This window comes from Lysinibacillus xylanilyticus (assembly GCF_001708185.1).
In the GTDB taxonomy this organism is placed as follows: Bacteria; Bacillota; Bacilli; order Bacillales_A; family Planococcaceae; genus Lysinibacillus; species Lysinibacillus xylanilyticus_A.
The window spans coordinates 200,546-224,520 of sequence record NZ_MDDN01000005.1; the positions used below are offsets into that span (position 1 = coordinate 200,546).

Genomic DNA, 23,975 nt, shown 5'->3' on the forward strand with positions numbered 1-23,975 from the left:
TATAAACAGCCTTAATCTCCATTCCATTTTCAGTCCTATGAATTATCATTACATCTCCATCCATTCCTTCGTGGTGTTTAGCAACTGATACTATTAAGATCGTATTTAGTGCAAAATTGTCATGATTTTTTCAATGGATTTACCTTTTACAATTGATAATGATAATCATTACTGAAAGATAATATCAATATTAATTATTATCGTCAATGGTATATTTAGGAGAGATTTATAAGGTTTACTAGTGATAATAACGAATTCAAATCTCCATAAAAAATGGAGTGGTTGCAACGGAAAGTTGACCACTCCTCTTACCCCTTATTTTAAAAATCTTACAAATCGTTTCTTCCCTATTTGTAAAACCTCCCCATTCATTAAAATTTGGTCAGTGTCATCTACTGTAATTTTTTCACCATTTAAAGAAACACCATTTTGTTTAATTAATCGCATAAATTCACTTTTACTTTTAATATAGTTTTTTGCAATCAATGCTGGAATAATATCTAGCACCGATTCTTTTCCTATTTCAATTAACATTGAGGGAATGTTATCAGGGATTTGTTTCTTTTGAAAAGCTGTTTCAAAAAATTGTTTCGCTTCCTTCACAGCTTCTTCACCATAATATAAAGTAGTAATAATCTCTGCCAATTCTAGTTTTATATCTCGTGGATTTTCCCCTTTTAATAATCGATTTTCCACTTCCTTAATCACTCTAGGATGCTCATCTGTTGCAAGTTCAAAGTATTTAATAATTAATGCATCCGGTACTTCCATTATTTTTTTGAACATTACTTCTGGTGCTTCATTGACTCCAATATAATTCCCTAGGCTTTTACTCATTTTTTCAACACCATCTAATCCTTCTAATAACGGCATGAAAATGGCAATTTGTTTTTCGAGCCCTAAATGCTTTTGTAATGTACGCCCCATTAAAATATTAAATGTTTGATCGGTACCCCCTAATTCAATATCAGCTAAAATTTCAACTGAATCATATGCTTGCATTAATGGGTAGAAGAATTCATGAATGCCAATTGGTACTTGGTTGTTATAGCGTTTCTGGAAATCATCCCGCTCTAAAATACGCGCTACAGAAGTTGTCGCAGCTAATTTAATGACTTCTTCAAATGTTAATTTTGATAACCACTCACTATTAAAACGTACAGTTGTTTTTTCTTCATCTAAAATTTTAAAAATTTGCTCACAATATGTTTTAGCATGTTCCTTAACAATTTCATCACTTAGTGCAACGCGCCCTTTTGCTTTTCCTGTTGGATCTCCTATACGGCCTGTAAAATCGCCAATAATAATGACAACTCGATGACCTAAATCTTGCATTTGTTTAATTTTCCGTAGAACAACAGCATGCCCTAAATGAATATCTGGCGCAGAAGGATCTAAACCAAGCTTAATCGTTAAAGGCTTTTGTTCCTTAAAAGATTGCTCCAATTTTGCTAATAACTCTTCTTCATTCACAATCTGGTCTATACCCTTTTGAATAATCTCTAATTGTTCCTCTGGTTTTAAAAACATACAATACAACTCCTTAAATATGAATTAATATTGCAAGTTCTATAAGAGCAAAAATCAAGTTCGCCTTGGCGTAATTGCGTCCGGATGCTTTATCTTTATTCGATGTAGGACACCTACTAAATGAAGATAAAAAACGCCCTTTAGGAATTAACCTAAAGGACGTTTATGAACGTGTTACCACCTTAATTTAAGAGTTATTTACATAACCCTTCTCAATAGGTACGGCAAAATTGCGATACCTTTGCATTGATTACGGATGCAAACCCGTCGTAGCCTACTAAAGTTCGGTACGCAGCTCCAAGATGTATTCATTTTAACTTTCCTTGCGCCTCTCAGCATCCGGCTACTTTCTGTAAGGTATTCAATCAATTATGCCTCGGCATAATTGCGTCTGGAATCGGCTTTGTGCTTAGGCCTGCAGATGTTTTTTGCGCGAAAGCGTAGCGGCAGCAGCACCGATGCAGGTCAATTAGCCGTTATCGCATGGATGCGATGATTTTAGGCTAACATCCTTTGTGAACTCCTAACCGATTCCGTGACATCCGCCGAAGCTTTTGGCCAACATGATGTTGGTCACTCAGTCGTTGCCACAGGACGTGGCGTTCTTTGACTGAGTTCCTATATTTCAGTGGATGTTTGGACAGACGTTGATTGAAGTTAAAACTACTCGTTCTCTTCAACGCTTTTACTCTTATACTCCGAACTGTTATCAACAATTCTTTGTTATGCAAATCTTGATAATTATCATAGCACCATTATTAGAATTGTCAATAAATTTATTTATCTCCATAAAATGTGATTGATTTACGCTACGCTTTCGGTACAAAAAACACTTGCTGAAAGAAGTTAAATTAACGATTACACCCGCTATTTCTCCCAAAGCTCGATCAGTCGACCTTCAGGATCTTTTATCCAAATAAACTGTCCAAATTCACTAACCTCTTTTTTCTTTACAAGAGGTACACCAATATGTTCAAGATGCTGTATAGTCTCGTCTAGATCATGCACTTGGAAATTTAACATCACCTGTTGTTCTGTTGGAAAATAACTGTCATTCTCACTAAAGAAAGAAAAGATAGTCTCATTTCCTAATTGAGGTTTAATCACAGTCCCATTCCAATCTCCCATTTCAATCTTCAGCACTTCACTGTACCATTTTTTCACAACGTCCAGATTCTCCGTTCTCCAAAATATTCCTCCGAAACCTTTTATCATCGTATCTAACCCCTGTCTTTCTTTAAATTTAATCCCTTCTTTTACTATACTGCTCCGTTCGTATTATAAGGTCAGCCAGATATTTCTGGTTGACCATTTTTTATATGGTTTTATTATAGTAGTAGCCAGGCTAGAACGTAACTGCTCGTGGGGCTTGACCCCGTCAACTAAACCGTTCGCCCCCTACTTGTAGAAACATGATTGAGGCTGGTTGGGGCTTAGATCCCGTATAACAAGCGAAGCTATGACACTGCATGGAGGATTAGGGGTAACTGGCTAGCGATCTTCAGTAATAGCTTATTACTTCGGCTACGTTTAGAAACAGATCGCCGATTTTGTCATCCAAAATTTTGTCGATAAGTATTCTTTTGAACTTATCAATTTTTGTTCTATTTATTACAAAAATTGATAAAAAGCAAAGAAGGCGGAAAACACGATTTAAATTAGGAACTATTTCATGTAGATATGAACACAAAATATTGATTAAGTGAAAGATAGTAACTTATTACACTATAAAAACAAGCAAAATTAAAACAAATTTCTCGGAAGTAATAGATAATTTACTGACTTTCCCTAATTTTTGTTCAATTATTAACAAAACTTGATTTCTTAATATTCATAACTAATGATATGTTATTAACATACCCGGGGAAAAGTAAAAAAAAGAGGAACATGAAAAAGATTGATAGCAATGAACAAAAGAATGTTCAGAATGCGTAGGTAAGCAAACGGAAACTACTAACGAAAGGAATGATAAATTATGCTTAAAAAAATAAGACTAATGTTATCAGGAGTTTTAGGCATAATGGCTTTTTTTTCGCTTCTAACCTTTTTAAAAATAATTGATATCCCTAATTTTATTTCAAATATCCCTTATTCTATTCCCTTTGTTTTTATTATCGTTTTATTATTAATTGTTTCATTATTGGAAAAAAAAAATCTTAATAAAAATATGTAATTCTAACAGTTCTCTTCGCAACAAAGCCATATAGTCTTGTTCTTCTGGCGACCGCTGATAGATACGGTTATAGTGACTGTAAGCTTCCAGCAATTCTTTATTGACCCTTTCACTTGGATGTTTTCGTTCCTCTTTTATTATATTAATTGCTCCTCCTAACAAATGAAATAATTTTGCGCCTTCCAGTTCCACTGATAACAATCGAATACGCTTTTTCTTCAACATCCGAATCCTCATCATCCACCCGTATCAAATCACCAACTTCGATGTCATCCAAGTTCAATTGCTTATGTATTTCTTTCAGCAATCCGCCATATGAAACCATACGTTTTCGATACAATTCTTCTTCCAAATCTTTGAGCGGACGTTCCAACGAAAGAACGAACTAACGTTGATTCTAAGATGATTTAAACGAACCAATAAAGGAACAACGAGATTGTTCTTGTTTGTACGATTCGTTTTATTACCTATGGCTCTTAGTAATTTTGATTCAAAAAAATGAGTTAATTGAAACTAGTTTAAACTAATTTACTTTTTCTAATTATCATATTTTCCGCAACATGGGGTCCCGTCAGATTTATGCGTATAACGTTACAGAAATATACAGGATTTTATGCAAAGTGAAGAACAAACCAACAAGTAAACATACTGCTACATCAACCGTTTGCGCCACATGTATAAAAAGATGTATAAACAATGTTCACAAGAAAAGCCACGAAACGTTGATTTAACAACATTTGTGGCTTTTTGATGTGTTTCCAAACTTTCATTTGAGAACGTTTATTAGGTTTGTTTTGTATATTGTATAAATCCTTGTTGCACTAAAGCACCTATTAGTGGAATATCAATTTATATTTTATCTCTAATGTCTTCCAGTATTTCTATTACACGATTGTTTTTTTTCAATAGATTTTAACCTTTTTTCAATTATGCTTGAAGAGAAAAACACAATAAGTACAATAGCTATTCCAATTATTAAATCCATTTTAATTGTAAGCGTCAAATATTCCCCACCTACTAGTTTAAGTCCCTATCACTATCTTCTTTATTTGTTTGAAACACTCCCCAATACCGATTGAAAAATAAAGAAGAAATTGATAAAGTCTTGCCATGGTCAACGGATATGCCATCCAGTTGTAGTGTGCCAAAAAAAGTGAGGTAAACAAAAAATAACTCCAAAATCAACTTTTATCGTATATTTTGGAGTTACTTTACATTTACTTATATACCGGATTGGTACAAATCATATATGTAAATCAAAAGGCTTCCAATTGTATAGTTGGAAGCCTTTACTTATAACAAGAGTTGATTGCTTTTTGAAGTCGAGAGATCCCTTCAGTAATATCATTTATATCTACTTTTCCATATGATAGACGGATATAACCATCTTTTGCACCAAAAATACTGCCAGGCATAAAGGCAACTTGTTGTTTTAAACCTTGAATAGTGAGTTGTTTTTCTTGTATAGGTTGCGTTAATTTTCCCCATATGTAAATGCCACCTGTCGGCACGGGGAATGAGAGTTCCTTCTGTAGGGAGCATTGTAATGCGTCTACCAATACATTTCTTTTTTGTAATAATTTAGAACGTAGCTGTTGTAAATGTGTTTCAAATGGAACTGTTTCAAAGAATTGTTGCATAATCCATTGCGGAAAGATACTTAAGCCTAATTCCATTTGGTGCCTTGCATCTGATAATCGTTCAATAACGGACTGAGGAGCAACGAGCCAGCCGATTCGCAAGCCTGGTGCTATCAGTTTAGACAGAGAATGAACATAAATGACTGTTCCGTTTGTATCGATTGATTTTAATGTTGAACATGTTTGTTCTCTATTTTCTAATGTTAATAAACTAGAAGGGTCATCTTCGACAATCGGAATTCGTAAATCGGCACATAAAGATAGAAGTGTTTCTCTTCTTTTTGGATGAAGGAGTGTCCCTGTTGGATTTTGATAATTGGGATTTAAGAAAATCATTTTAATCCGGTGCTTTCGATAAAGTTCATGAACATCATCTGGATGAATGCCATGTTCATCAACAGGTAATGGGAAAATGCGAATGCCAGCTGATTGAAAAAGAGGTAAGGAATAACAATGCGACGGACTTTCAAATGCTACTGCATCACCTGGATTTAATAAACATTGCACAATAAGGTGCAGTGCTTGTTGCGCACCGGAAGTAATCATAATCGATTGTTCGGTTGCATCAATTTGTAAATGCTCCTTCATATACTTAGCTACAATTTTTCGTAAAGGAAGATATCCTTGTGGGTGATCATAGCTTAACGATTGCGTTAGTGGTTGTTGATGCAAAATTGCTTGTAATTGCTGATGCGGAAATAAATCACATCCAAGTTCACCATTTGCAAAATCAATGATATTTTCATTTTGCTGTACTTCCTCACGAATATAACGAAGTAGTGGTAAGTTAGGTAAAAATGTCCCACCTTCCACAAAACCACTCCAATTCGGTGCGAATTTTGGTGATACACCCCACATCTGTGTACTCACCCTTGTTCCTTTTCCAGTTGTACTCTCAACAATTCCAATTGCACGTAGTTCATTATAGGCTGTTGTAATTGTACTTCGATTTACTTGAAGCTGTTCTGCTAGCTTGCGTTCCGAAGGGAGAAAACTCCCTGGTGGAAGCTCTCCGTACATAATACGCCTTTCAATATAATCAAGAACTTGTAGATAAATCGGAATTTTACTATCTAGATCTAACTTCCATTTCAATTGTAACGTCTCCTTGTTCCTTCATTCTAACCATTATAGCAAATTGGCTGTGTGAAAAAACAGTGAATTGGCTGGTGTAACAGGGGGCCAATTTCTCTATACTAAATGTGTGAAGGAGAGATTTGGATGAAACAAAAGCAAATGGAATGGCTCCTAATGTCAGTTGCTTTAGTATGGGGAGCAAACTATTCGATAGGAAAATATGGAGTGGCATATATGTCATCCATTCAATTTAATAGTATGCGATTTTTAATTGCATCACCAATTTTGCTACTTATTACCTTTATTATGGAACGTTCATTACGTATAGGGAGGAAAGACTGGTTGAGACTTTTGGTGGTTGGTATTGTTGGGACAACATTATATCAAACGCTATTTATGCTTTCAGTAAAATATACTTCTGCGACGAACGCCTCATTACTAATTGCGATGTCACCAATCTTTACAGGGATTTTAGCTGTATTGCATAAACAAGAACGTTTTTCTCTGAAAATACAAATCGGATCTATGCTCTCTTTCGGAGGAGCAGCACTTGTACTATTAACTGGGCATACGAACCAATCTGCATATGAATATGCATGGTTTGGAAATATAATTGGATTGGTTGCGTCAATCGCATGGGGCTGGTATCCAATCCTTGCTCAGCCGCTAATTACAAAATATTCTGCGATGCGAGTAACCGCTTGGTCAACGTTATTAGGAATTGTCCCGCTTGTTTTATACTGCTTAATAAATGTAGACTCCTTAACATTGCCGTCTGATACGCTAAGTTGGGGATCGTTAGGATATTCTATTATATTTGCAACGATTTTTGGACTAGCAATGTGGTATGTTGGAATTAGTAAAATTGGTTCAACAAAAGTAATGGTTTATATGTATCTTGTCCCACTATTTGCAGTTATATTTGCAGCTGTAACGATAGGCGAACAGGTGAATATCATGCAATTGTTTGGTGGACTTGTTATTTTCGCTGGGTTATATGTTGTGAAAAAAGGAGCAGTGATAAACCCAGCCCTCAATTTAAAAAAGATAAGTTAGTATGAAAAGTGACCACGTCCTAAGAGTGGTCATTTTTGTTTACAAAACAAGTTTGATTGCTTCATGGCTCGCGTTTGAAAAGGTGTCTAACTCAAATTCTTCTTTTACAATAGCCGCTAGCTCATCAATTGATTTACGTAAATCTGTTGCCCCTTATGCAAGATATACTTTTTCAATTACGATTTCTGATATCATTCCTCGTTATGCACACTCATCCAATCATACCTAGCCTTATATGAGATTCGTGTTCCTTGGACCGGTGTTTTACCTTCAGATTCCGCGTCGCCACGGATACCCTTGCTCTTGGCTAACCTCTTCTTCTGTCTTCGGGGTTCGGGACTTGCACCCTATAGTTGGGCAGCCACTGAGTATGTAAGGAGGTACCTTGTTCGACAGCAATAACCGAACAAATGTCAAACAGACCAAATCTGCCTGAGTTCAGATTTTGGCCTGTTTATGCTCTTCTTTATGATCTTGATCTTGATCATCAATAAACAACGTACCCAAGCGAGAGACTTTTATTGATAACCTTCTCCATAATTTTTACTATTTATTTTTGCTAAGAAGCTACGGTTGCGCTGAGAGGCTTGGCATCTTTAAATTTATCTTGAATCTTGGCAATGATGTTCCCTGTCGAGTCGTCAAGCGAAACCGTCAGTTTTTCTTCCTGACCCGTTTGCGGTACATATTTTACAACAAGTGTTTGAGATCCTGTTTTGTCTACGTTCTTCTTCGCCTGTTCGATCATTTGCGTAAGTATTTCCTTCGGAGGAACGCTTCCCGTAAATCCGATCGCGTTTTCAGGTTCTGTTCCCGGCTGCACTTTGACAGACACGCTTGTGATGCTACTCGCAGCCGAACCGTTTATCTCCTGCTTGCCTACGGGAGCTGCGGTTGCGCTAAGAGGCCTAGCATCTTTAAATTTCTTTTGAATCTTGGTAATGATGTTCCCTGTCGAGTCGTCAAGCGAAACCGTCAGTTTTTCTTCCTGACCCATTTGTGGTACATATTTTACAACAAGTGTTTGAGAACCTGTTTTGTCTACGTTCTTCTTCACCTGTTCAATCATTTGCGTAAGTATTTCCTTCGGAGGAACGCTTCCCGCAAATCCAATCTCATTTTCAGATTCTATTCCCGGCTGCACTTTGACAGACGTGCTATAAGTGTTGCCAATCTTTCCTCCGAATTGTGCCCCATTTTCCGCATATGCACTGAGCGGGGCGAGTGCAGTTGCCAATACAAATGTGCCTAACAAAAGTTTTTTCTTCATGGTGAATCCCTCCATTTTGGTTTGAGGAAAATTGTTTTTGTTTTTCAATTTCCTCTTGTCTATAAATCTAACAGGGCTAACTGGAGTTGATTTGTAGTTAATCTGGAGTTTGTGTGTATTTTACCCGGGAATATCGGCACTAAATAAAACGCCTTGCTCCGTATTTCTCATTGAAAAATTGATCGACAGAGCTTCGAGTACCATCTTTACAATATATAATCCCAACCCACTGCCTCCGGTATTTCGGTTTCTTGATTTTTCCAGACGGTAAAAAGGCTCAAAGATTTGATTGAAAGCATCCTCCGGTATATGGGCGCCTGTATTTAAAACTTGAAACTTTAATATTCCGCTCTCCGTCTTTTTTAATTGAATCATCACTTGCTCTGACGAATGGGAATAGACAATCGCATTATGAATCACATTTTTTAACGCTTTTTCTAAAAGCTTTGGATCCGTATGAATAAAAAGATCGGCTTCAATATCAATGATTACTCGAATATTTTTCTCCATTGTAAAATAATCGAAGTCTTTAATAATCGCTCCGATCAATGCAGACAGGTTGATATACTCCGATTTTGGAGAAACGATTTGGTGTTCGAATTTAGATATATGTAGGATGTCATGGATCAAATGCTCCATGTTTTCCAATATCTTATAGGACCTTCTCAAATACGTATCTCGATCCTTGTAAATGCCAATTTCGTGAATCATCCCGTCAAGCTGCCCTTTCACAGCTGTAATCGGCGACTTTAGTTCATGGGAAATGACTCCGAATAGCTCCCGACGTTTGGTTTCGATTTGCCTTTCCTTCTCCACTTCGCTTCTTAATTTCATATTCGTTGTTTTCAAGTCCTGCATCGTTCTCTGCAATTTTGTCGACATGTCATTTAAGCTATCAGACAGCTCGCCGATTTCATCCGTCAACTTATGTTCGATTTTAACCGCAAAGTCCAGATTAGACATTTTCTTGGCCGCCTGGTTAATCGCCAGCAGCGGCTTGGATACGATTCGCGAGTACACCAACGCCCCGCTAACCGAGACAAAGAAAATAAAAAGGCCGATATAGGGAATCAACATAAGTAATACTTGTGAAGCTTCATTTATCGGCTGCAGTGTTGTATTTACTCTAAGCGTCAATACACGATCCTTAAAAGCAATTGGTTCGGTAATGATGTATTGATTCGGAGAATGTTCCGTTAGGGGACTGCCCGACGATATAAAAATGGATATATCATCCACGGAAGAACCGCTCACAACCGCGCTGCCGCTTGACGAAACAAAATTGGGGTACACGATCTGCTGTTGATCATTAAACAAAAATGGCATAGCATTCGTCTTTTGTCCAAATTCATCGAGGCGTTGAAGCGCATCTTGAAAAGAAAGACTATGGGCGTCTGTTATCAATTCCTTTACAGCGGTATCCATTTGCGCCTTTTTATAGTTTTCGTAAAATATCGGCAGAAAAAAATACAAGGTAGAATAAATAATCGCCGCAGATATAAATAAAAGCAGCGTAGTGACGACAAATATTTTCCAGGTTATACTTTTCCAGAAAGCCCGTTTTCGCAGTTTATTGATCAATTTTATATCCCACACCCTTCACCGTTTTGATATAAGGAACATTTATTTTTTTTCTAATGTTCTTCATGTGGGTATCGATAATGCGGGTATCCCCATAGAAGTCGTAGCCCCAAAGCTTGTCTATCAGGGCTTCTCTTGTTACAATCTTGCCCCTGTTCTCGAGCAGTGTCTGAACGATATCGAATTCTTTGATAGTCAGAGTCACTTCGCTTCCATTTATGAACACTTTATACCCATCACAATCAAGCTCAAGTTCGTGGAACTTAAGGATATTTTCATTTTCCTTAGAGTGGCTTCTTCGGAGAATCGCCTCGACTCTTTTGATAAAAATGTGAAAAGAGAAAGGTTTCGTTATATAATCGTCAATGCCTAATTCAAAGCCTTTCACTTGATTCTGCTCTTCATCAAGTGCGGTCAGCATAATGATCGGTACGTTCGATTTACTTCTGATCAATTGAGATACTTGATAACCGTCCAAGTTCGGCATCATAATATCTAGAATCACCAAATCAAAATCGAATCGGTTAAATAATTGTACGCCTTCCAACCCATCCGATGCCGCATGGACAATATAATTCTGAGCCAATAAAAACTCTTTTATGACTTCCTGAATATCTTGGTCGTCTTCGATTACTAAAATATGGTATGACATGTTTTGATCCCTCCTATTCTAATCATTATAGTCTCGCAATCTGTATTTTGTATGAAGTTGTAACACACTTACTTTTTTAATCGTGTGTGCACTGAATAGAGTGAGAAATCGGGGCCATGCAAATTTCGAATGGTTTAGGAAACGATAAACCGTATCTTTTCCTGGATATTGATCACTTTTTTACTTTGAAGTAGGGTAAACCAGCTTTTGTGTTGGAATACGAGGCAAAAGACAAGCTGAAATAAATAGCTTGTCGAAAAGCCAAATACTTTTATAATCCCGGCGTTTTTTATATGTTTATTAATTTCTAATTCACGAAATTCTTTTGGTAGTTGATTCTTTTGGTCATTCTGTTCTATCATAGTGGAAGCACCTCTTCTGCTTGGTAGTGTTTTAGTCAATCACACTATACCAAAGAATGAGGTGCTTTTTGTATACCTAAAATTGTGTCAAGAAACATAAATCCATATAGTGCAACCTACAGCTATCTGTTTTGAACTGGTTTTTCTAGCTGCGAAGTTTGAGTTAATGACTTTAGGATTTCACCTTGTTCATTAAAATAAATAAAAAACTCGATCCATGACTAATGGATCGAGTTTTTTATTTGATTTTATTTTTTCTACTCTCATTTATATCGTTGAATGTCAGTTCCCGACTTTTTTGTCATTCCACAGCTACAGCGGTAATAATCTTTTTTTCAAGTAACGCACTTTTTTAACAAGTGTCAATCTTTTTTTCGATACAACAATAGTAGCGAACTCTAACTAATCAACTACTCAACAGTTACCGATTTAGCTAAGTTACGTGGTTTATCTACATCACAGCGGCGGTGTAAGGCAGCATAATAGCTAATTAATTGTAATGGCACTACAGATACAAGAGGCGTTAGTAATTCATGCACATGAGGGATTACTAAACGGTCACCATCTTCATCTACGCCAGCCATTGCAATAATGCATGGGTATGCTCCACGTGCAGCTACCTCTTTGACGTTACCACGGATATTTAATGCTACTGCTTCTTGTGTTACAAGGGCAAACACTGGTGTACCTTCTTCGATCAAGGCAATCGTACCGTGTTTTAGCTCGCCTCCTGCAAAACCTTCTGCTTGGATGTAAGAGATTTCTTTTAACTTTAAGGCACCTTCAAGGCTTACATAGAAGTCTATGTTACGGCCGATGAAGAATGCGTTGCGTGCGATCTTTAAGTAGTCCTCTGCGATATCCTCTAAGACATCTTTTGAATCGATAATTGTTTGGATACCGTTTGCTGCAATCGCAAGCTCTTGTTTTAAATCGAATTCTAAGCCTTTGCCATTAGCTTTCGCAGTTACATATGCTGCTAGAGCAAGTACAGCTACTTGTGCTACATACGCTTTTGTTGAAGCTACTGCAATTTCTGGGCCTGCATGTAATAAAAGCGTATGATCCGCTTCACGTGATAGTGTAGAGCCTGGTACGTTTGTGATTGTTAACGTTGGGTAGCCTAGCTCTTTAATTTTCACTAGTACTTGACGGCTATCTGCTGTTTCACCTGATTGTGTAATAAAGATGAACAATGGTTTTTCTGATAGTAATGGCATATTGTAGCCGAACTCACTTGAAATATGAACTTCCACTGGAATACCAGCCATTTTTTCGAAATATTGCTTACCGATTAAGCCCGCGTGATAGCTTGTGCCGGCTGCAATAATGTATAGACGGTCTGCTGCTCGTAATGCTTCTAAAATATCAGCGTCGATTGTTAATTCGCTATTTTCGCCTTCGTATGCTTGAATAATTTTACGCATAACTGTTGGCTGTTCATCCATTTCTTTTAACATATAGTGAGGGTAAGTACCTTTTTCAATATCGCTCATATCAAGCTCTGCTGTATAAGGTGCACGCTCTACTACTGTACCGTCTAATGTCGTAATTTCAACGCCAGCTTTGTGTACGATTACGACTTCTTTATCGTGTAGCTCCACATATTGATCTGTTACTTGTAGCATCGCCATCGCATCTGAAGCTACAACATTGAAGCCGTCACCAACACCTACTAAAAGTGGAGATTTGTTTTTCGCAACGAAAATCGTATCAGCCGATTCTGCATCTAAAAGAGCTAATGCATAAGAGCCGTGTAATAAAGATAAAGTTTTGCGGAACGCCTCAGTCGTACTTAGACCTTCTTTCACAAATAACTCTACTAATTGCACGATGACCTCTGTATCTGTATCAGATTTCATTGGAATGCCTTTTAAATAAGTTTTTTGTAATAAATGATAGTTTTCAATCACACCATTGTGTACTAGCGTAAAGCGTCCTGATGCACTTTGGTGAGGGTGCGCGTTTAAACGGTTCGGCACACCGTGAGTTGCCCAACGTGTATGACCAATACCTACTTTAGCAGCAACGTCTTCGTCTACAGCTTCACGTAAATCTGCAATACGTCCTTTTTCTTTGAAGACTGTTACACCATCTTCATTGCGTACTGCAATACCCGCTGAGTCATAACCACGGTATTCTAGTTTCTCTAAACCTTTTAATAAAATTTCCTTTGCATCTGATTCACCAATATATCCTACAATTCCACACATAAATTTCTTATCCTCCGATATTGTCAATTTGACGCAATGACAAATTTGACCTCAGCCTATCGAAATTTTTTATGAACGTAAAAGCTATGCTTATTTATCATTTTGCCTCGGCATAATTGCGTCCGATTTAGCAGGTGTTTGGACACCCACTAAAAGATAAAATAAACATACAAATACATGCATATTATCAACACTCATTCAGCCGTCTGAAGAGTTATCATTCGATACGAGAGATTCTCTATTTATCTATTGCTTTAACTATACCTTCTCCATCTTCTGTACATTCAATCACTCAAATGCTTTCAAAATGAAAAGTGACAATCGGGTATGTCGATCGGGAGGCATCCGCCGAACTTTCGATAAACCTCCACCTCGTCTGCTGAAGATACTTTCGTCCAATTTCTTCAGCTCAGGCGCTATAATTGTTTTCCGTTTTTGCGCTTCCTTCCCTCCTTATGCGCTCGTTAAATGATAAGGTCGGACCTCATCTTCAACTTCACTATCATACTCAATCATATGCTGTACGTCAAATTTTCGTTATAAAAAACACCTACTTACCCTTCTTTTTAGTGACAAAATGTAGACAAACATCTGCTATAAAACAATAACTGGAAATTCTATTAGAAATATGATGCTAATTCTTGTTATTGTAACTTCTTACTACAAGGGATTCATGTCAAGGCAGAAGCACAATATGAAGCTTCCCCAAACGTTCTGGCGGCTTATAAAGTTCTACCCATCACCTTGGCTCTTCTATCCTCCGTCACTCTTGTTTCTACAGGTACAATAGGAAACTTGCACCCTGTATTCATAATCGCCTTTAATTGTACAGATACTCCAACCAATATTATGGAACCTAAAAAAACTCGACCTCCTTGTTTAAGGAAATCGAGTTATAGACTGTTTATTCTGTTAAGCCCATTTCAGCACGGACAACATCTGCAATACGCTCTACATAACGCTCACAGTCTGCCTCTGTAGCCGCTTCCACCATTACTCGTACAAGTGGCTCTGTACCAGAAGGACGCACTAAAACGCGACCGTTCCCAGCCATCTCAGCTTCTACCTCAGCAATCACTGCAGCAACCTTTGCATTCTCCGTTACAGCATGCTTGTCTGTTACACGTACGTTGACTAAACGCTGTGGGAAAATTTTCATTTCAGAAGCAAGCTCTGACAGTTTTTTACCTGTAGCTTTCATGATGTTGACAAGCTGAATACCTGTTAATAAGCCGTCACCCGTTGTATTAAAGTCTAGGAAAACAATATGACCAGATTGCTCGCCACCTAAATTATAATCATTGGCACGCATCTCTTCTACGACATAACGATCACCTACAGCTGTTTGTACACTTTGCATATCATGATCTTCAACAGCTTTGTAGAAGCCCATATTACTCATAACCGTCGAAACAATTGTTTGCTTTTTCAAACGACCAACTGTATTCAAGTGCTTCCCAATGATGAACATAATTTGGTCACCATCAACAATATTACCTTTTTCATCTACTGCGATTAAACGGTCACCATCGCCATCGAATGCTAGACCAACATGAGCACCCTTTTCAGTAACGAATTTAGCTAAGCCCTCTGGATGTGTTGAGCCAACACCGTCATTAATATTTAAGCCTGTTGGTGAGGCACCCATCGTTGAAATATCAGCTTCTAAATCTGCAAATAGGTGTGTAGCTAGTGAAGACGTAGCACCATGCGCACAATCTAATGCTACATGGATACCATCAAATTCTTCATCCACTGTTTGTTTTAAGTATTGAATATATTTTTGTCCACCCTCGAAGTAGTCGGTTACAGAGCCTAAATCTGCCCCGATTGGACGTGGCAATGTATCCTCTGGTGCATCTAGTATCGCTTCGATTTCGGCTTCTTGCGCATCTGTTAGCTTAAAGCCATCAGGACCGAAAAATTTAATACCATTGTCAGCAACTGGGTTATGTGAAGCTGAAATCATGACGCCTGCATCTGCGCTCATAATTCGAGTAAGATAAGCCACACCTGGTGTAGAAATAACACCAAGACGCATTACCTCTACGCCGATTGATAAAAGACCAGCTACAAGTGCACCTTCAAGCATTTCACCTGAAATACGTGTGTCACGACCGATTAAAACCTTTGGACGGTCAGTTGCATCCTTTGTTAAAACATAGCCACCTACGCGGCCAAGCTTAAATGCAAATTCCGGTGTTAATTCACTATTCGCGACGCCACGGACGCCATCTGTTCCAAAATATTTACCCATTTTGATTATTCTCTCCTTCAATGCAAGATGGTGGTCATGCTTGTCTACACTGACAACTAGACCGCTCATCTGCTTACTTTTGGAAAAGTCTATTTTCGTTCATTTACTGTAACCATTAATTATGCCCCTATCCAAATTTATCTGGGCTTGTAATGCGTTACACTTTCTAGTCAGCACAGATTAATTTAGCATAGGCTATTTTGATTTTAGCCTGAGTACCTCGTTTTCGTTAATGCTTCAAATTCGAAAATGAATACCCTTACCGATAGAGAACAAAATCTCTACTGAATCAAAATAAAATTATAGTCAGTTATTGTTTAAGAATCAATATCTTCTGTTTTCTCAGTAGTCGTGTTGTCCTCAGAATGATCGTTAGATTCCTCTGAAGGAGGCGACGGATTAAGATCAGGCTTAGTATCAGGCTTACTATCAGGCTTAGTATCGGGCTTAGCATCAGGTGTAGGTTCAGGAGTCGTAGTCGTTGTTGTAGTCGTTGTTTTTTCCTGCTCTACCTTCGTAATATCTGCTTTCACTTTAATTTTTGAAGCAGAACTACTTGTGACACCTTCTGGTAATTTCACATCAAATTCATAAGTTTTTGATTCTGTAATTTTTGATAGATCCACCTCTATTGGTATGGCCGTTAAAGCATCTATGATAGATTTTCTACCATACACTTTCACCGTTGTAGGATTAAATGTTAATTTGTTGACGATAATACCATCCGCCGCTTTCCCTACTTCTTTAAGCACAACAGGCAGCTCTCTGCTATATGCTCCAATATCTACTTGTACCTTCACAGTTTCTGGTTCAATCTTCACATCTAACTTATTTAAATCACGATCTAGTACTTTAACTGTCGCTACCTGTGAGAACGGTTCTTTCATGCCTTGCTCACCCGTTACAGTAGCTTTTACATAACTAATGTTTTCAATAACACTTTTGGGACCTGTAACATACACCGTAGCTGGATTAGCAGTCATGCCTTCTAATATATAGCCTTGTTCAATTAAACGATTATTCATCTCAGGGTCAACACGAAATTCCTGCGTGACCTTTTCCTCAATACTTACCTTTACAGTCGCTGGGTCTAATGTAACTTGCAACTTATCAGAAATATTCTCGTACTTCAACGCTACGGTATGTTCACCAATTAGTAATTTACTTAAATCTGCGAATATGGAGAAATCCTTCGATGTCTGTGCTTGTATAACAAGCGGCATCGGTCCTTTTATTGTAACATCCACAGTCTTTGGTATCCCTGTAACAATAAGGTTCTTATCGTCGTAAAAAACATCTACTGGTACATCGCGAATTACCGTTGTTTGCTCACTTGTTATTGTTTTACTTAAAGGAGATAATTCAGTACGAACGGAGAAAAATAACAAACAAGCTAGAACTAATGCGATGATTCGTAACACCCAAGGGCTATCCATCATTTTATCCATTCTTTTTCCCCCTCCAAGTCAACTTAGAGGCTGCATTTGATTCTTGTGTTGATCCGAACCACATTTTACGTAACAGACCTTCGAATTCCTCTAGAGTAAGATTTCGGTGTAGATTACCATTCAGTGTAATACTGATGGCACCAGTTTCCTCTGATACAACAATAGTAATGGCATCTGTCACTTCACTTAAGCCAAGTGCAGCACGGTGGCGTGTCCCAAGCTCTTTTGAGATAAACGGGCTTTCAGAAAGCGGTAAATAACAGGCTGCTGCCGTTACTTTATCTTTCTGCATAATAACCGCTCCATCATGAAGTGGTGTATTAGGTATAAAAATGTTGATCAGTAACTCTGATGAAATTTCAGCATTTAGACCTATGCCTGTTTCGATATATTCATTTAGACCAGTTTCCTTCTCAATAGAAATTAACGCCCCAATACGACGTTTGGCCATATAACTAACAGATTTCTTCATGGCCTCAATAAGTCTGGTTTGCTCTTCCTCCACTTGACTAGTTGAACGTTGGAATAACTTACCTCGACCAATTTGTTCAAGACCACGTCTTATTTCAGGTTGGAAAATGATAATAATCGCCAAGAAACCGAACTCGATGACTTGATTTAGCATCCAACCTAAAGTTTGTAACCCTAAATAATCAGTAGCGATGCGCGCAATAATAATCACGAAAATTCCTTTTAATAATTGGACAGCCTTCGTACCTTTAATGAGGGTTAAAATTTTATAAACAACGTACCAAACAAGCAGTACATCTATGAAGTTAATAACAATATTCACGGGTGTTAAATCTGTGAATTGTTCGATAATTTGCATGTGGCATCCCCCACTTTTCATTGCGAATACATACACATTTTAGTATAGCACATCCTTAACAAATGTAACTTTTTTCAAATAAAAAGTCTACTCAAAAGAGTAGACCTTTCAGCCTCTCACGTGCACTATCTTTTAGGACGTATAGAGTGTTATTTAGTTTCTTGGTTCTCTTCGAATGTTATGGCATCTTTTACTGAATTTTTGATCGTATACCAGAGCCATTCGAATGCTTCGTCAATTTCCTCTATTTTACCTGAAACAACTGCTGAAGATGCCATATACTGTCCGTTAATAACTGTGACATTGCCATCCACTTCACCTTCAACAATTAAATCACCATTTTTAACAACAATGTCGCCTTTTACAACTTCTCCCTCAGGCACAATAACCGTCTGCCCTTCAACAACTAGGTTTGGTTGTGTGGTCACGGAGAAATGCTGGTCATCCATAAAATTACCAAGTAAAGTTGCACTCATGAATAAACAAAAAACTGCTGCTGCCACAAAGAACGGATGCCGGCGAATCCATTTTTGTATGCCTACACGACTTTTGGGTTTCGGTAAACGAGCCATCACAGCTTCTTCAAAATGCGGAGGTGCTGTAATATGGGAAGCACTCTTCACAAAGGCGATTGTTTCACTCAATTCCTGCATCAATTGTTTACAATCACTGCATGTATGCAAATGTTGTTTTAACTCTTGCTCATGCTCACGACTAATGTCACCATCTAAATAATCATGCATATAGTCTATAATATGCTCTGGACAAGTATTCATGACGCTTCCCCTCCTACAGATTGTTTAATTGCTTACGTAATGCTTCACGTCCGCGGTGAATTCTCGTTTTCACCGTTCCAAGAGGCATATCTAAAATCTCACTAATTTCCTGCAACGATAATTCTTCAATATATTTCAACACTATAACTGAACGGTATTTATCCGGCAAACATCCAATCTCATATTGAATCCGATCTTGTAATTCCATTTGCTCTACCTGTTCCTCTGGTAGCTGATCATCTGCTGCGATTTGCGAATACATATCAAGCCCTTCTGTACCAGCTACTTCCGCATCTAAATAATAATCCGGCTTTTTCTTCCGGATGCGGTCTATACAGAGATTTGTCGCTATACGATAAAGCCACGTCGAAAATTTTCTTTTCTGATCAAAAGTATGCAAGTTCATATAGGCACGAACAAACGCTTCCTGAGCAATATCCTCAGATTCTTGCTTGTTTGCTAACATCCTATAGCATACTTGGTACAGTTTGTGCTGATAGAGACTCACAATATCGGCAAATGCGTTTTGATCGCCCTTAAGCACTTGTTTTATTTTCTTGTTTACGAACGCATCCATTGTGTTGATTTCTCCACCTTTACAACTGTCTTATACTATACGACCCAACTATAAGAAAAGTTTCATTTTGTTATTAATTATATCAAAAGATTTTTATACATTGTGGCAATAGGCAAATTTTTGTTAAATTTCTTTAAACTAGTGTTTCACCAAATAAAGAACCCATTAATGCAACAGCAACATCTGCTGTTCTATTCTTTTCATCTAAAATCGGATTAACCTCAACAAATTCAGCAGATGTTAGCATACCTGATTCCTGAATCATTTCCATCGCTAAATGACTTTCTCGATACGTAATACCACCAGGTACAGGTGTCCCCACCCCTGGCGTATAAAGTGGATCTAACCCATCTAAATCGAGTGATAAATGCAAACCATCTACATTGCGCTCTCTTAAATAGGCCAGAGCATCTTCCATTACACGCGTCATACCAAGACGATCTATCTCATGCATTGAGTACACCTTGATTCCTTGTTGACGAATCAATTCACGCTCTCCTGGATCTACAGAACGTGCCCCAATAATAATAACGTTTTCCGGTTTAATTTTTGGCGCATAATTACGAATTTGCACTAAGCGTTCATGACCGAGCCCAATGCTAACAGCTAACGGCATACCATGTATATTACCAGACGGTGTCGTTTCAGGAGTATTTAAATCAGCATGTGCATCAAACCAGATAACGCCTAAGTTTTTGTAATGCTCGCCAAGCCCTGCAAGTGTACCAATAGCAATACTATGATCACCACCAAATACAAGTGGAAACTTCTTCTGTTCCAATGCTTCATTTACATTGTTTGCTAAAGATGTACTTACATCAATAACTTCCTCTAAATTTAATAGTTGTTTATCCACAATAGTACCTTCTTGTTTCTGACTAACACGTATATCCCCTTGATCCTGTACCTCATGACCAATTGCCTCTAAGCGTTCTACAACACCTGCGTAGCGAATAGCACTTGGTCCCATATCTACTCCTCTACGTGTTTGCCCATAATCAGTAGGCACACCAATAATAGAAATATTTAATTTATTCATCTTTCCATACCCCCTTTGAGTTGTAAGACTATTGTAAAGCCTACATCTACCTTGGCTCAACTCAACAGTTTTTCGCATATTTATACAACTAAAATCTAGTCTTCATTAAAAGGTTTGTTGTCATGAAAGCATATGGCGCGAAGGAAGGCGAGAAGCTACGGTCGCTTTGTTGTCGTCACAGAGCAAAACTTTCTGGAGGAATAGCCGTGAGATCTCAGACACCGCAGGAGCGAAGTATGAGCAACGAGGAGGCTTTAGACTATGTTTGTAGAAAGCGCTCTCCCGGAGTAGAATGTGCAGTTAAGTACATATTTCGATGAAGAGTCAGAAAAAAAACATAAAAAAAATCTCCTACTGTTTTCAGCAAGAGATTAGTATCTGTAGTTAATGTAACACTTTTGAATAAGTTTTATTCTATAAAAAAGTGAGCCATGAAGGACTCGAACCTTCGACCCTCTGATTAAAAGTCAGATGCTCTACCAACTGAGCTAATGGCTCATAAAAGAAAAAAATGGCTGGGGTACTAGGATTCGAACCTAGGCATGACGGAATCAAAATCCGTTGCCTTACCGCTTGGCTATACCCCAATCATTTATAAAAACTGGTGGAGGGGGACGGATTCGAACCGCCGAACCCTAAGGAGCGGATTTACAGTCCGCCGCGTTTAGCCACTTCGCTACCCCTCCGAAATAACACATTATGGTGGAGGATGACGGGCTCGAACCGCCGACCCTCTGCTTGTAAGGCAGATGCTCTCCCAGCTGAGCTAATCCTCCATAGAAACAGGTGTTTATTTCTTAACAGTTTATATTCTTTTTAAGCCTTCGCATTACTACAAAGCTTTTAAAATGGTGACCCCTACGGGATTCGAACCCGTGTTACCGCCGTGAAAGGGCGGTGTCTTAACCACTTGACCAAGGGGCCATTTTTCAATGTCTCAAACAAGACAATATTTATTCTAACACTATTTGTTTTTTAATGCAACACTTTTTTAAAATTATTTATATGTATAAGATTATCTTAAAAATGAGCAAAAAAATGGCTCCGAAGGCAGGACTCGAACCTGCGACAACCTGATTAACAGTCAGGTGCTACTACCAACTGAGCTACTTCGGAACAATAGTATTCAATTTGGTTTTTAAAACCTCTTAAGTACATTTATTATTATAGCAAGCACACTAAATTATGCAATACTTTTTGTGAAAATTTTTATATTTTTTGTCGAAGCCTTCCTGGACATTAACAAATACCATAATAGTTCTCTATTAAATCTAATATTTCTATCCTATGTATAAAATATTCTTGCTGTATATTATTGTAATTGTTAAAATGAGAATAGTTTTATGAATTTTCTATTAAATTTGTTTGGGGGAGGAATGTTCACATGGTAACAAACGATTTAATTGCACCAGAATTTTATAATATTACAGAGGAGTTAGAGAAATTTTCCCAGGATAATGACCGTCAAGCAATACGATGGCTAAATACTCAACAAGAGCGCCAGACAATTTCCTATGTTGAGCTTGTACAAAAAATGAATCAATACGCGCATGCCTTTACGAAGAAGGGGCTTCAAAAGGGAGATCGCGTATTAGTTATTATTCCACGTTTGCCTGAGGCTTACTTTGTCTTCCTTGGCTGCCTAAAAGCTGGTATTGTTCCTATTTCATGTTCAGAAATGTTACGTGCTAGTGATTTAGAGTATCGTATGGAGCACTCTTCTGCAAGTGCCGTAATTGCCTATGAAGCGTTCATTGGTGAGGTTGATCGTATTACTTCTTCAGTAGAGGCTTTAAATAATAAATTGATTATAGGTTCTGCTATAGGTGATTGGACATCTTTAAATGAATTGGCTAGTACACAGCCAGATACATTTACGGCAGCTGCTACTAAACGAGATGATATGGCATTCCTTTCTTATACGTCTGGTACAACTGGCAAACCAAAAGGAGCTGTTCATTCTCATGGTTGGGGATATGCACATATTAGAACAGCCGCGTCTCAATGGCTTTGTGTACGCGAAGGTGATTTAGTATGGGCTACAGCAGCTCCAGGATGGCAAAAATGGATTTGGAGTCCATTTTTATCCACAATTATGTTGGGCGCAACTGCATTTGTATATCACGGAGGATTTGATCCAAAAACATACCTTCAGCTAATTCAAGATGAAAAGGTCAATGTATTATGCTGTACTCCAACGGAATATCGAATTATGGCGAAGCTTGATAATTTAAAAGACTATAATCTATCTTCTCTACGTAGTGCAGTTTCTGCTGGTGAGCCATTAAATCGACCAGTCATCGAAACATTTAAGAACAACTTTGATCTTAAAGTGCGCGATGGCTATGGCCAAACGGAAAACACTTTATTAATCGGCACACTTGAAAACACTGAGTTACGTCCGGGGTCAATGGGTGTTCCTACCCCAGGCAATATTGTCCGTATTATAGATCATGAAGGCAACGAGGTACCGATTGGAGAGGTTGGAGATATCGCAATACACAAATCATCTCCTGCTCTATTTAAAGAGTACTATCGCGAACCTGAACGCACACAAGCTGCCTTCCGTGGCGATTGGTATATTACTGGTGACCAAGCAAAATGTGATGAAGACGGTTACTTCTGGTTTGAAGGTCGAGGAGATGACATTATTATTTCATCAGGCTATACAATTGGTCCATTCGAGGTAGAGGATGCTTTAAATAAACATGAAGCTGTACAAGAATGTGCTGTTGTTGCAGCACCAGATGAAATTAGAGGACATATTGTTAAAGCCTTCGTCATCTTACGAGAAGGGTTCAGAGATCGAGATGAAGAGGAGTTAACAAAAGAGCTACAGGAGCACGTTAAAGCATTAACAGCTCCTTATAAATATCCTCGTAGTATTGTCTTTATCGATGAACTACCAAAAACAACTTCGGGCAAGATTCGTCGTATAGAGTTACGAGCAGCAACTGTATAAAATAATAAAGGAGACATTTCACCAATTACTCGGTTGAAATGTCTCCTTCTACTTTTGAACATAAAAAAAGCCACTACTGATTTTATCAGCAGCGACTTTTTGCGCCTAGCGACGTCCTACTCTCACAGGGGGAAGCCCCCAACTACCATCGGCGCTAAAGAGCTTAACTTCCGTGTTCGGTATGGGAACGGGTGTGACCTCTTTGCCATCATCACTAGACTATTGTCGGCTTCCAATATACGTCGTATTTCTTCGTCAGCTTCTGTCGCTCAGTCAGTCACGTACTTGAGTACGCTCCTTCCCTCTCTCCATCGCTTCCTCGAACTACTCGTATCTTGAAACCCTTATATGAAAGGTTTTGTTCTTTCAAAACTGGATAAACGTGCATTGAATGTTTCAAACATTTTGGTTAAGTCCTCGATCGATTAGTATTCGTCAGCTCCATGTGTCACCACACTTCCACCTCGAACCTATCTACCTCATCGTCTTTGAGGGATCTTACTTACTTGCGTAATGGGAAATCTCATCTTGAG

16 protein-coding genes, 6 tRNA genes, 2 rRNA genes and 2 pseudogenes are annotated in these 23,975 nt (G+C 38.1%); 3 read left to right on the top strand and 23 right to left on the bottom strand.

Going from position 1 to position 23,975, the window contains the following annotated elements; all coding sequences use genetic code 11:
* Positions 1-315: 315 nt before the first annotated feature.
* Together tyrS and BFJ97_RS12975 are read right to left on the bottom strand one after the other, a co-directional pair.
* Entirely contained in the window at positions 316-1,530 is a 1,215-nt protein-coding gene (gene tyrS / locus BFJ97_RS12970; protein WP_068985076.1) for a tyrosine--tRNA ligase, read from the bottom strand.
* A gap of 867 nt (positions 1,531-2,397) precedes the next feature.
* Entirely contained in the window at positions 2,398-2,745 is a 348-nt protein-coding gene (locus BFJ97_RS12975; RefSeq protein WP_068985077.1) for a VOC family protein, read from the bottom strand.
* 760 nt (positions 2,746-3,505) lie between these two features.
* On the opposite strand from BFJ97_RS12975, the gene BFJ97_RS25205 reads away from it, so the two are divergent.
* Entirely contained in the window at positions 3,506-3,703 is a 198-nt protein-coding gene (locus tag BFJ97_RS25205) for a hypothetical protein (protein WP_254660165.1), read from the top strand.
* A 155-nt stretch (positions 3,704-3,858) separates the two neighbouring features.
* Here the strand turns inward: BFJ97_RS25205 and BFJ97_RS23680 are convergent.
* Positions 3,859-4,064: pseudogene (locus tag BFJ97_RS23680) on the bottom strand (protein rep); the annotation flags it as partial.
* 928 nt (positions 4,065-4,992) lie between these two features.
* On the bottom strand, positions 4,993-6,438 hold the full coding sequence (locus tag BFJ97_RS12985) for a PLP-dependent aminotransferase family protein (protein WP_068985078.1): 1,446 nt from the start codon (positions 6,436-6,438) through the stop codon (positions 4,993-4,995).
* 126 nt (positions 6,439-6,564) lie between these two features.
* Here BFJ97_RS12985 and BFJ97_RS12990 point away from each other — a divergent pair, with 126 nt between their 5' ends.
* The gene (locus tag BFJ97_RS12990; RefSeq protein ID WP_068985079.1) at positions 6,565-7,476 is read left to right on the top strand and encodes a DMT family transporter; all 912 of its coding nucleotides are present in this window, start codon (positions 6,565-6,567) and stop codon (positions 7,474-7,476) included.
* 559 nt (positions 7,477-8,035) lie between these two features.
* Here the strand turns inward: BFJ97_RS12990 and BFJ97_RS12995 are convergent.
* The 17 genes and pseudogenes from BFJ97_RS12995 to BFJ97_RS13075 form a co-directional block, all read right to left on the bottom strand.
* The gene (locus tag BFJ97_RS12995) at positions 8,036-8,746 is read right to left on the bottom strand and encodes a hypothetical protein (protein ID WP_068985080.1); all 711 of its coding nucleotides are present in this window, start codon (positions 8,744-8,746) and stop codon (positions 8,036-8,038) included.
* Between the two features lie 120 nt (positions 8,747-8,866).
* On the bottom strand, positions 8,867-10,324 hold the full coding sequence (locus BFJ97_RS13000; RefSeq protein WP_068985102.1) for a sensor histidine kinase: 1,458 nt from the start codon (positions 10,322-10,324) through the stop codon (positions 8,867-8,869).
* Positions 10,317-10,979 carry a response regulator transcription factor gene (locus tag BFJ97_RS13005; protein ID WP_068985081.1) on the bottom strand — a complete coding sequence of 221 codons (663 nt, stop codon included), beginning with the start codon at positions 10,977-10,979 and terminating at the stop codon, positions 10,317-10,319. Before BFJ97_RS13005 ends, BFJ97_RS13000 begins: the two co-directional genes overlap by 8 nt.
* Positions 10,980-11,024: 45 nt before the next feature.
* A pseudogene (locus tag BFJ97_RS25835) lies at positions 11,025-11,341 on the bottom strand (IS4 family transposase); the annotation flags it as partial.
* A gap of 410 nt (positions 11,342-11,751) precedes the next feature.
* A complete protein-coding gene (gene glmS / locus BFJ97_RS13015; RefSeq protein ID WP_068985083.1) occupies positions 11,752-13,554 on the bottom strand; it encodes a glutamine--fructose-6-phosphate transaminase (isomerizing) in 1,803 nt (600 codons plus the stop codon).
* A 904-nt stretch (positions 13,555-14,458) separates the two neighbouring features.
* Complete coding sequence (gene glmM / locus BFJ97_RS13020) at positions 14,459-15,811, bottom strand: phosphoglucosamine mutase (RefSeq protein WP_068985084.1); 1,353 nt, start codon at positions 15,809-15,811, stop codon at positions 14,459-14,461.
* 317 nt (positions 15,812-16,128) lie between these two features.
* On the bottom strand, positions 16,129-17,259 hold the full coding sequence (locus tag BFJ97_RS13025) for a CdaR family protein (RefSeq protein ID WP_083227030.1): 1,131 nt from the start codon (positions 17,257-17,259) through the stop codon (positions 16,129-16,131).
* Positions 17,252-18,088, bottom strand: coding sequence for a diadenylate cyclase CdaA (gene cdaA / locus BFJ97_RS13030; RefSeq protein WP_068985085.1), 837 nt, complete (start codon positions 18,086-18,088; stop codon positions 17,252-17,254). The genes BFJ97_RS13025 and cdaA overlap by 8 nt, the downstream gene beginning before the upstream one ends.
* Positions 18,089-18,237: 149 nt before the next feature.
* The gene (locus BFJ97_RS13035; protein ID WP_068985086.1) at positions 18,238-18,864 is read right to left on the bottom strand and encodes an anti-sigma factor family protein; all 627 of its coding nucleotides are present in this window, start codon (positions 18,862-18,864) and stop codon (positions 18,238-18,240) included.
* 13 nt (positions 18,865-18,877) lie between these two features.
* Complete coding sequence (gene sigW, locus BFJ97_RS13040) at positions 18,878-19,441, bottom strand: RNA polymerase sigma factor SigW (protein ID WP_068985087.1); 564 nt, start codon at positions 19,439-19,441, stop codon at positions 18,878-18,880.
* 133 nt (positions 19,442-19,574) lie between these two features.
* Positions 19,575-20,480: an arginase gene (rocF, locus tag BFJ97_RS13045; protein ID WP_068985088.1), complete on the bottom strand. Its 906-nt coding sequence runs from the start codon at positions 20,478-20,480 to the stop codon at positions 19,575-19,577.
* A gap of 425 nt (positions 20,481-20,905) precedes the next feature.
* A tRNA-Lys gene (locus BFJ97_RS13050) sits at positions 20,906-20,978 on the bottom strand.
* Positions 20,979-20,992: 14 nt separating this feature from the next.
* Positions 20,993-21,067 (bottom strand) — tRNA-Gln (locus BFJ97_RS13055).
* Positions 21,068-21,082: 15 nt separating this feature from the next.
* Positions 21,083-21,166 (bottom strand) — tRNA-Tyr (locus tag BFJ97_RS13060).
* A gap of 14 nt (positions 21,167-21,180) precedes the next feature.
* Positions 21,181-21,256, bottom strand: a tRNA-Val gene (locus tag BFJ97_RS13065).
* Between the two features lie 73 nt (positions 21,257-21,329).
* Positions 21,330-21,404 (bottom strand) — tRNA-Glu (locus BFJ97_RS13070).
* 115 nt (positions 21,405-21,519) lie between these two features.
* A tRNA-Asn gene (locus tag BFJ97_RS13075) sits at positions 21,520-21,596 on the bottom strand.
* A gap of 268 nt (positions 21,597-21,864) precedes the next feature.
* Here BFJ97_RS13075 and mbcS point away from each other — a divergent pair.
* On the top strand, positions 21,865-23,442 hold the full coding sequence (mbcS, locus tag BFJ97_RS13080; RefSeq protein WP_068985089.1) for an acyl-CoA synthetase MbcS: 1,578 nt from the start codon (positions 21,865-21,867) through the stop codon (positions 23,440-23,442).
* 103 nt (positions 23,443-23,545) lie between these two features.
* Here mbcS and rrf read toward each other — a convergent pair.
* Positions 23,546-23,661: ribosomal RNA gene (rrf, locus tag BFJ97_RS13085) — 5S ribosomal RNA — on the bottom strand.
* A gap of 186 nt (positions 23,662-23,847) precedes the next feature.
* Positions 23,848-23,975 (bottom strand): 23S ribosomal RNA (locus BFJ97_RS13090); the annotation flags it as partial.

Coding starts and splice junctions, on each gene's coding strand:
- BFJ97_RS12975 (WP_068985077.1), bottom strand. CDS start 2,745: ATGATAAAAGGTTTCGGAGGAATATTTTGGAGAACGGAGAATCTGGAC.
- rocF (WP_068985088.1), bottom strand. CDS start 20,480: ATGAATAAATTAAATATTTCTATTATTGGTGTGCCTACTGATTATGGG.
- BFJ97_RS13005 (WP_068985081.1), bottom strand. CDS start 10,979: ATGTCATACCATATTTTAGTAATCGAAGACGACCAAGATATTCAGGAA.
- BFJ97_RS12990 (WP_068985079.1), top strand. CDS start 6,565: ATGAAACAAAAGCAAATGGAATGGCTCCTAATGTCAGTTGCTTTAGTA.
- BFJ97_RS13025 (WP_083227030.1), bottom strand. CDS start 17,259: ATGGATAAAATGATGGATAGCCCTTGGGTGTTACGAATCATCGCATTA.
- glmM (WP_068985084.1), bottom strand. CDS start 15,811: ATGGGTAAATATTTTGGAACAGATGGCGTCCGTGGCGTCGCGAATAGT.
- cdaA (WP_068985085.1), bottom strand. CDS start 18,088: ATGCAAATTATCGAACAATTCACAGATTTAACACCCGTGAATATTGTT.
- mbcS (WP_068985089.1), top strand. CDS start 21,865: ATGGTAACAAACGATTTAATTGCACCAGAATTTTATAATATTACAGAG.
- tyrS (WP_068985076.1), bottom strand. CDS start 1,530: ATGTTTTTAAAACCAGAGGAACAATTAGAGATTATTCAAAAGGGTATA.
- BFJ97_RS25205 (WP_254660165.1), top strand. CDS start 3,506: ATGCTTAAAAAAATAAGACTAATGTTATCAGGAGTTTTAGGCATAATG.
- BFJ97_RS13035 (WP_068985086.1), bottom strand. CDS start 18,864: ATGAATACTTGTCCAGAGCATATTATAGACTATATGCATGATTATTTA.
- sigW (WP_068985087.1), bottom strand. CDS start 19,441: ATGGATGCGTTCGTAAACAAGAAAATAAAACAAGTGCTTAAGGGCGAT.
- BFJ97_RS12995 (WP_068985080.1), bottom strand. CDS start 8,746: ATGAAGAAAAAACTTTTGTTAGGCACATTTGTATTGGCAACTGCACTC.
- glmS (WP_068985083.1), bottom strand. CDS start 13,554: ATGTGTGGAATTGTAGGATATATTGGTGAATCAGATGCAAAGGAAATT.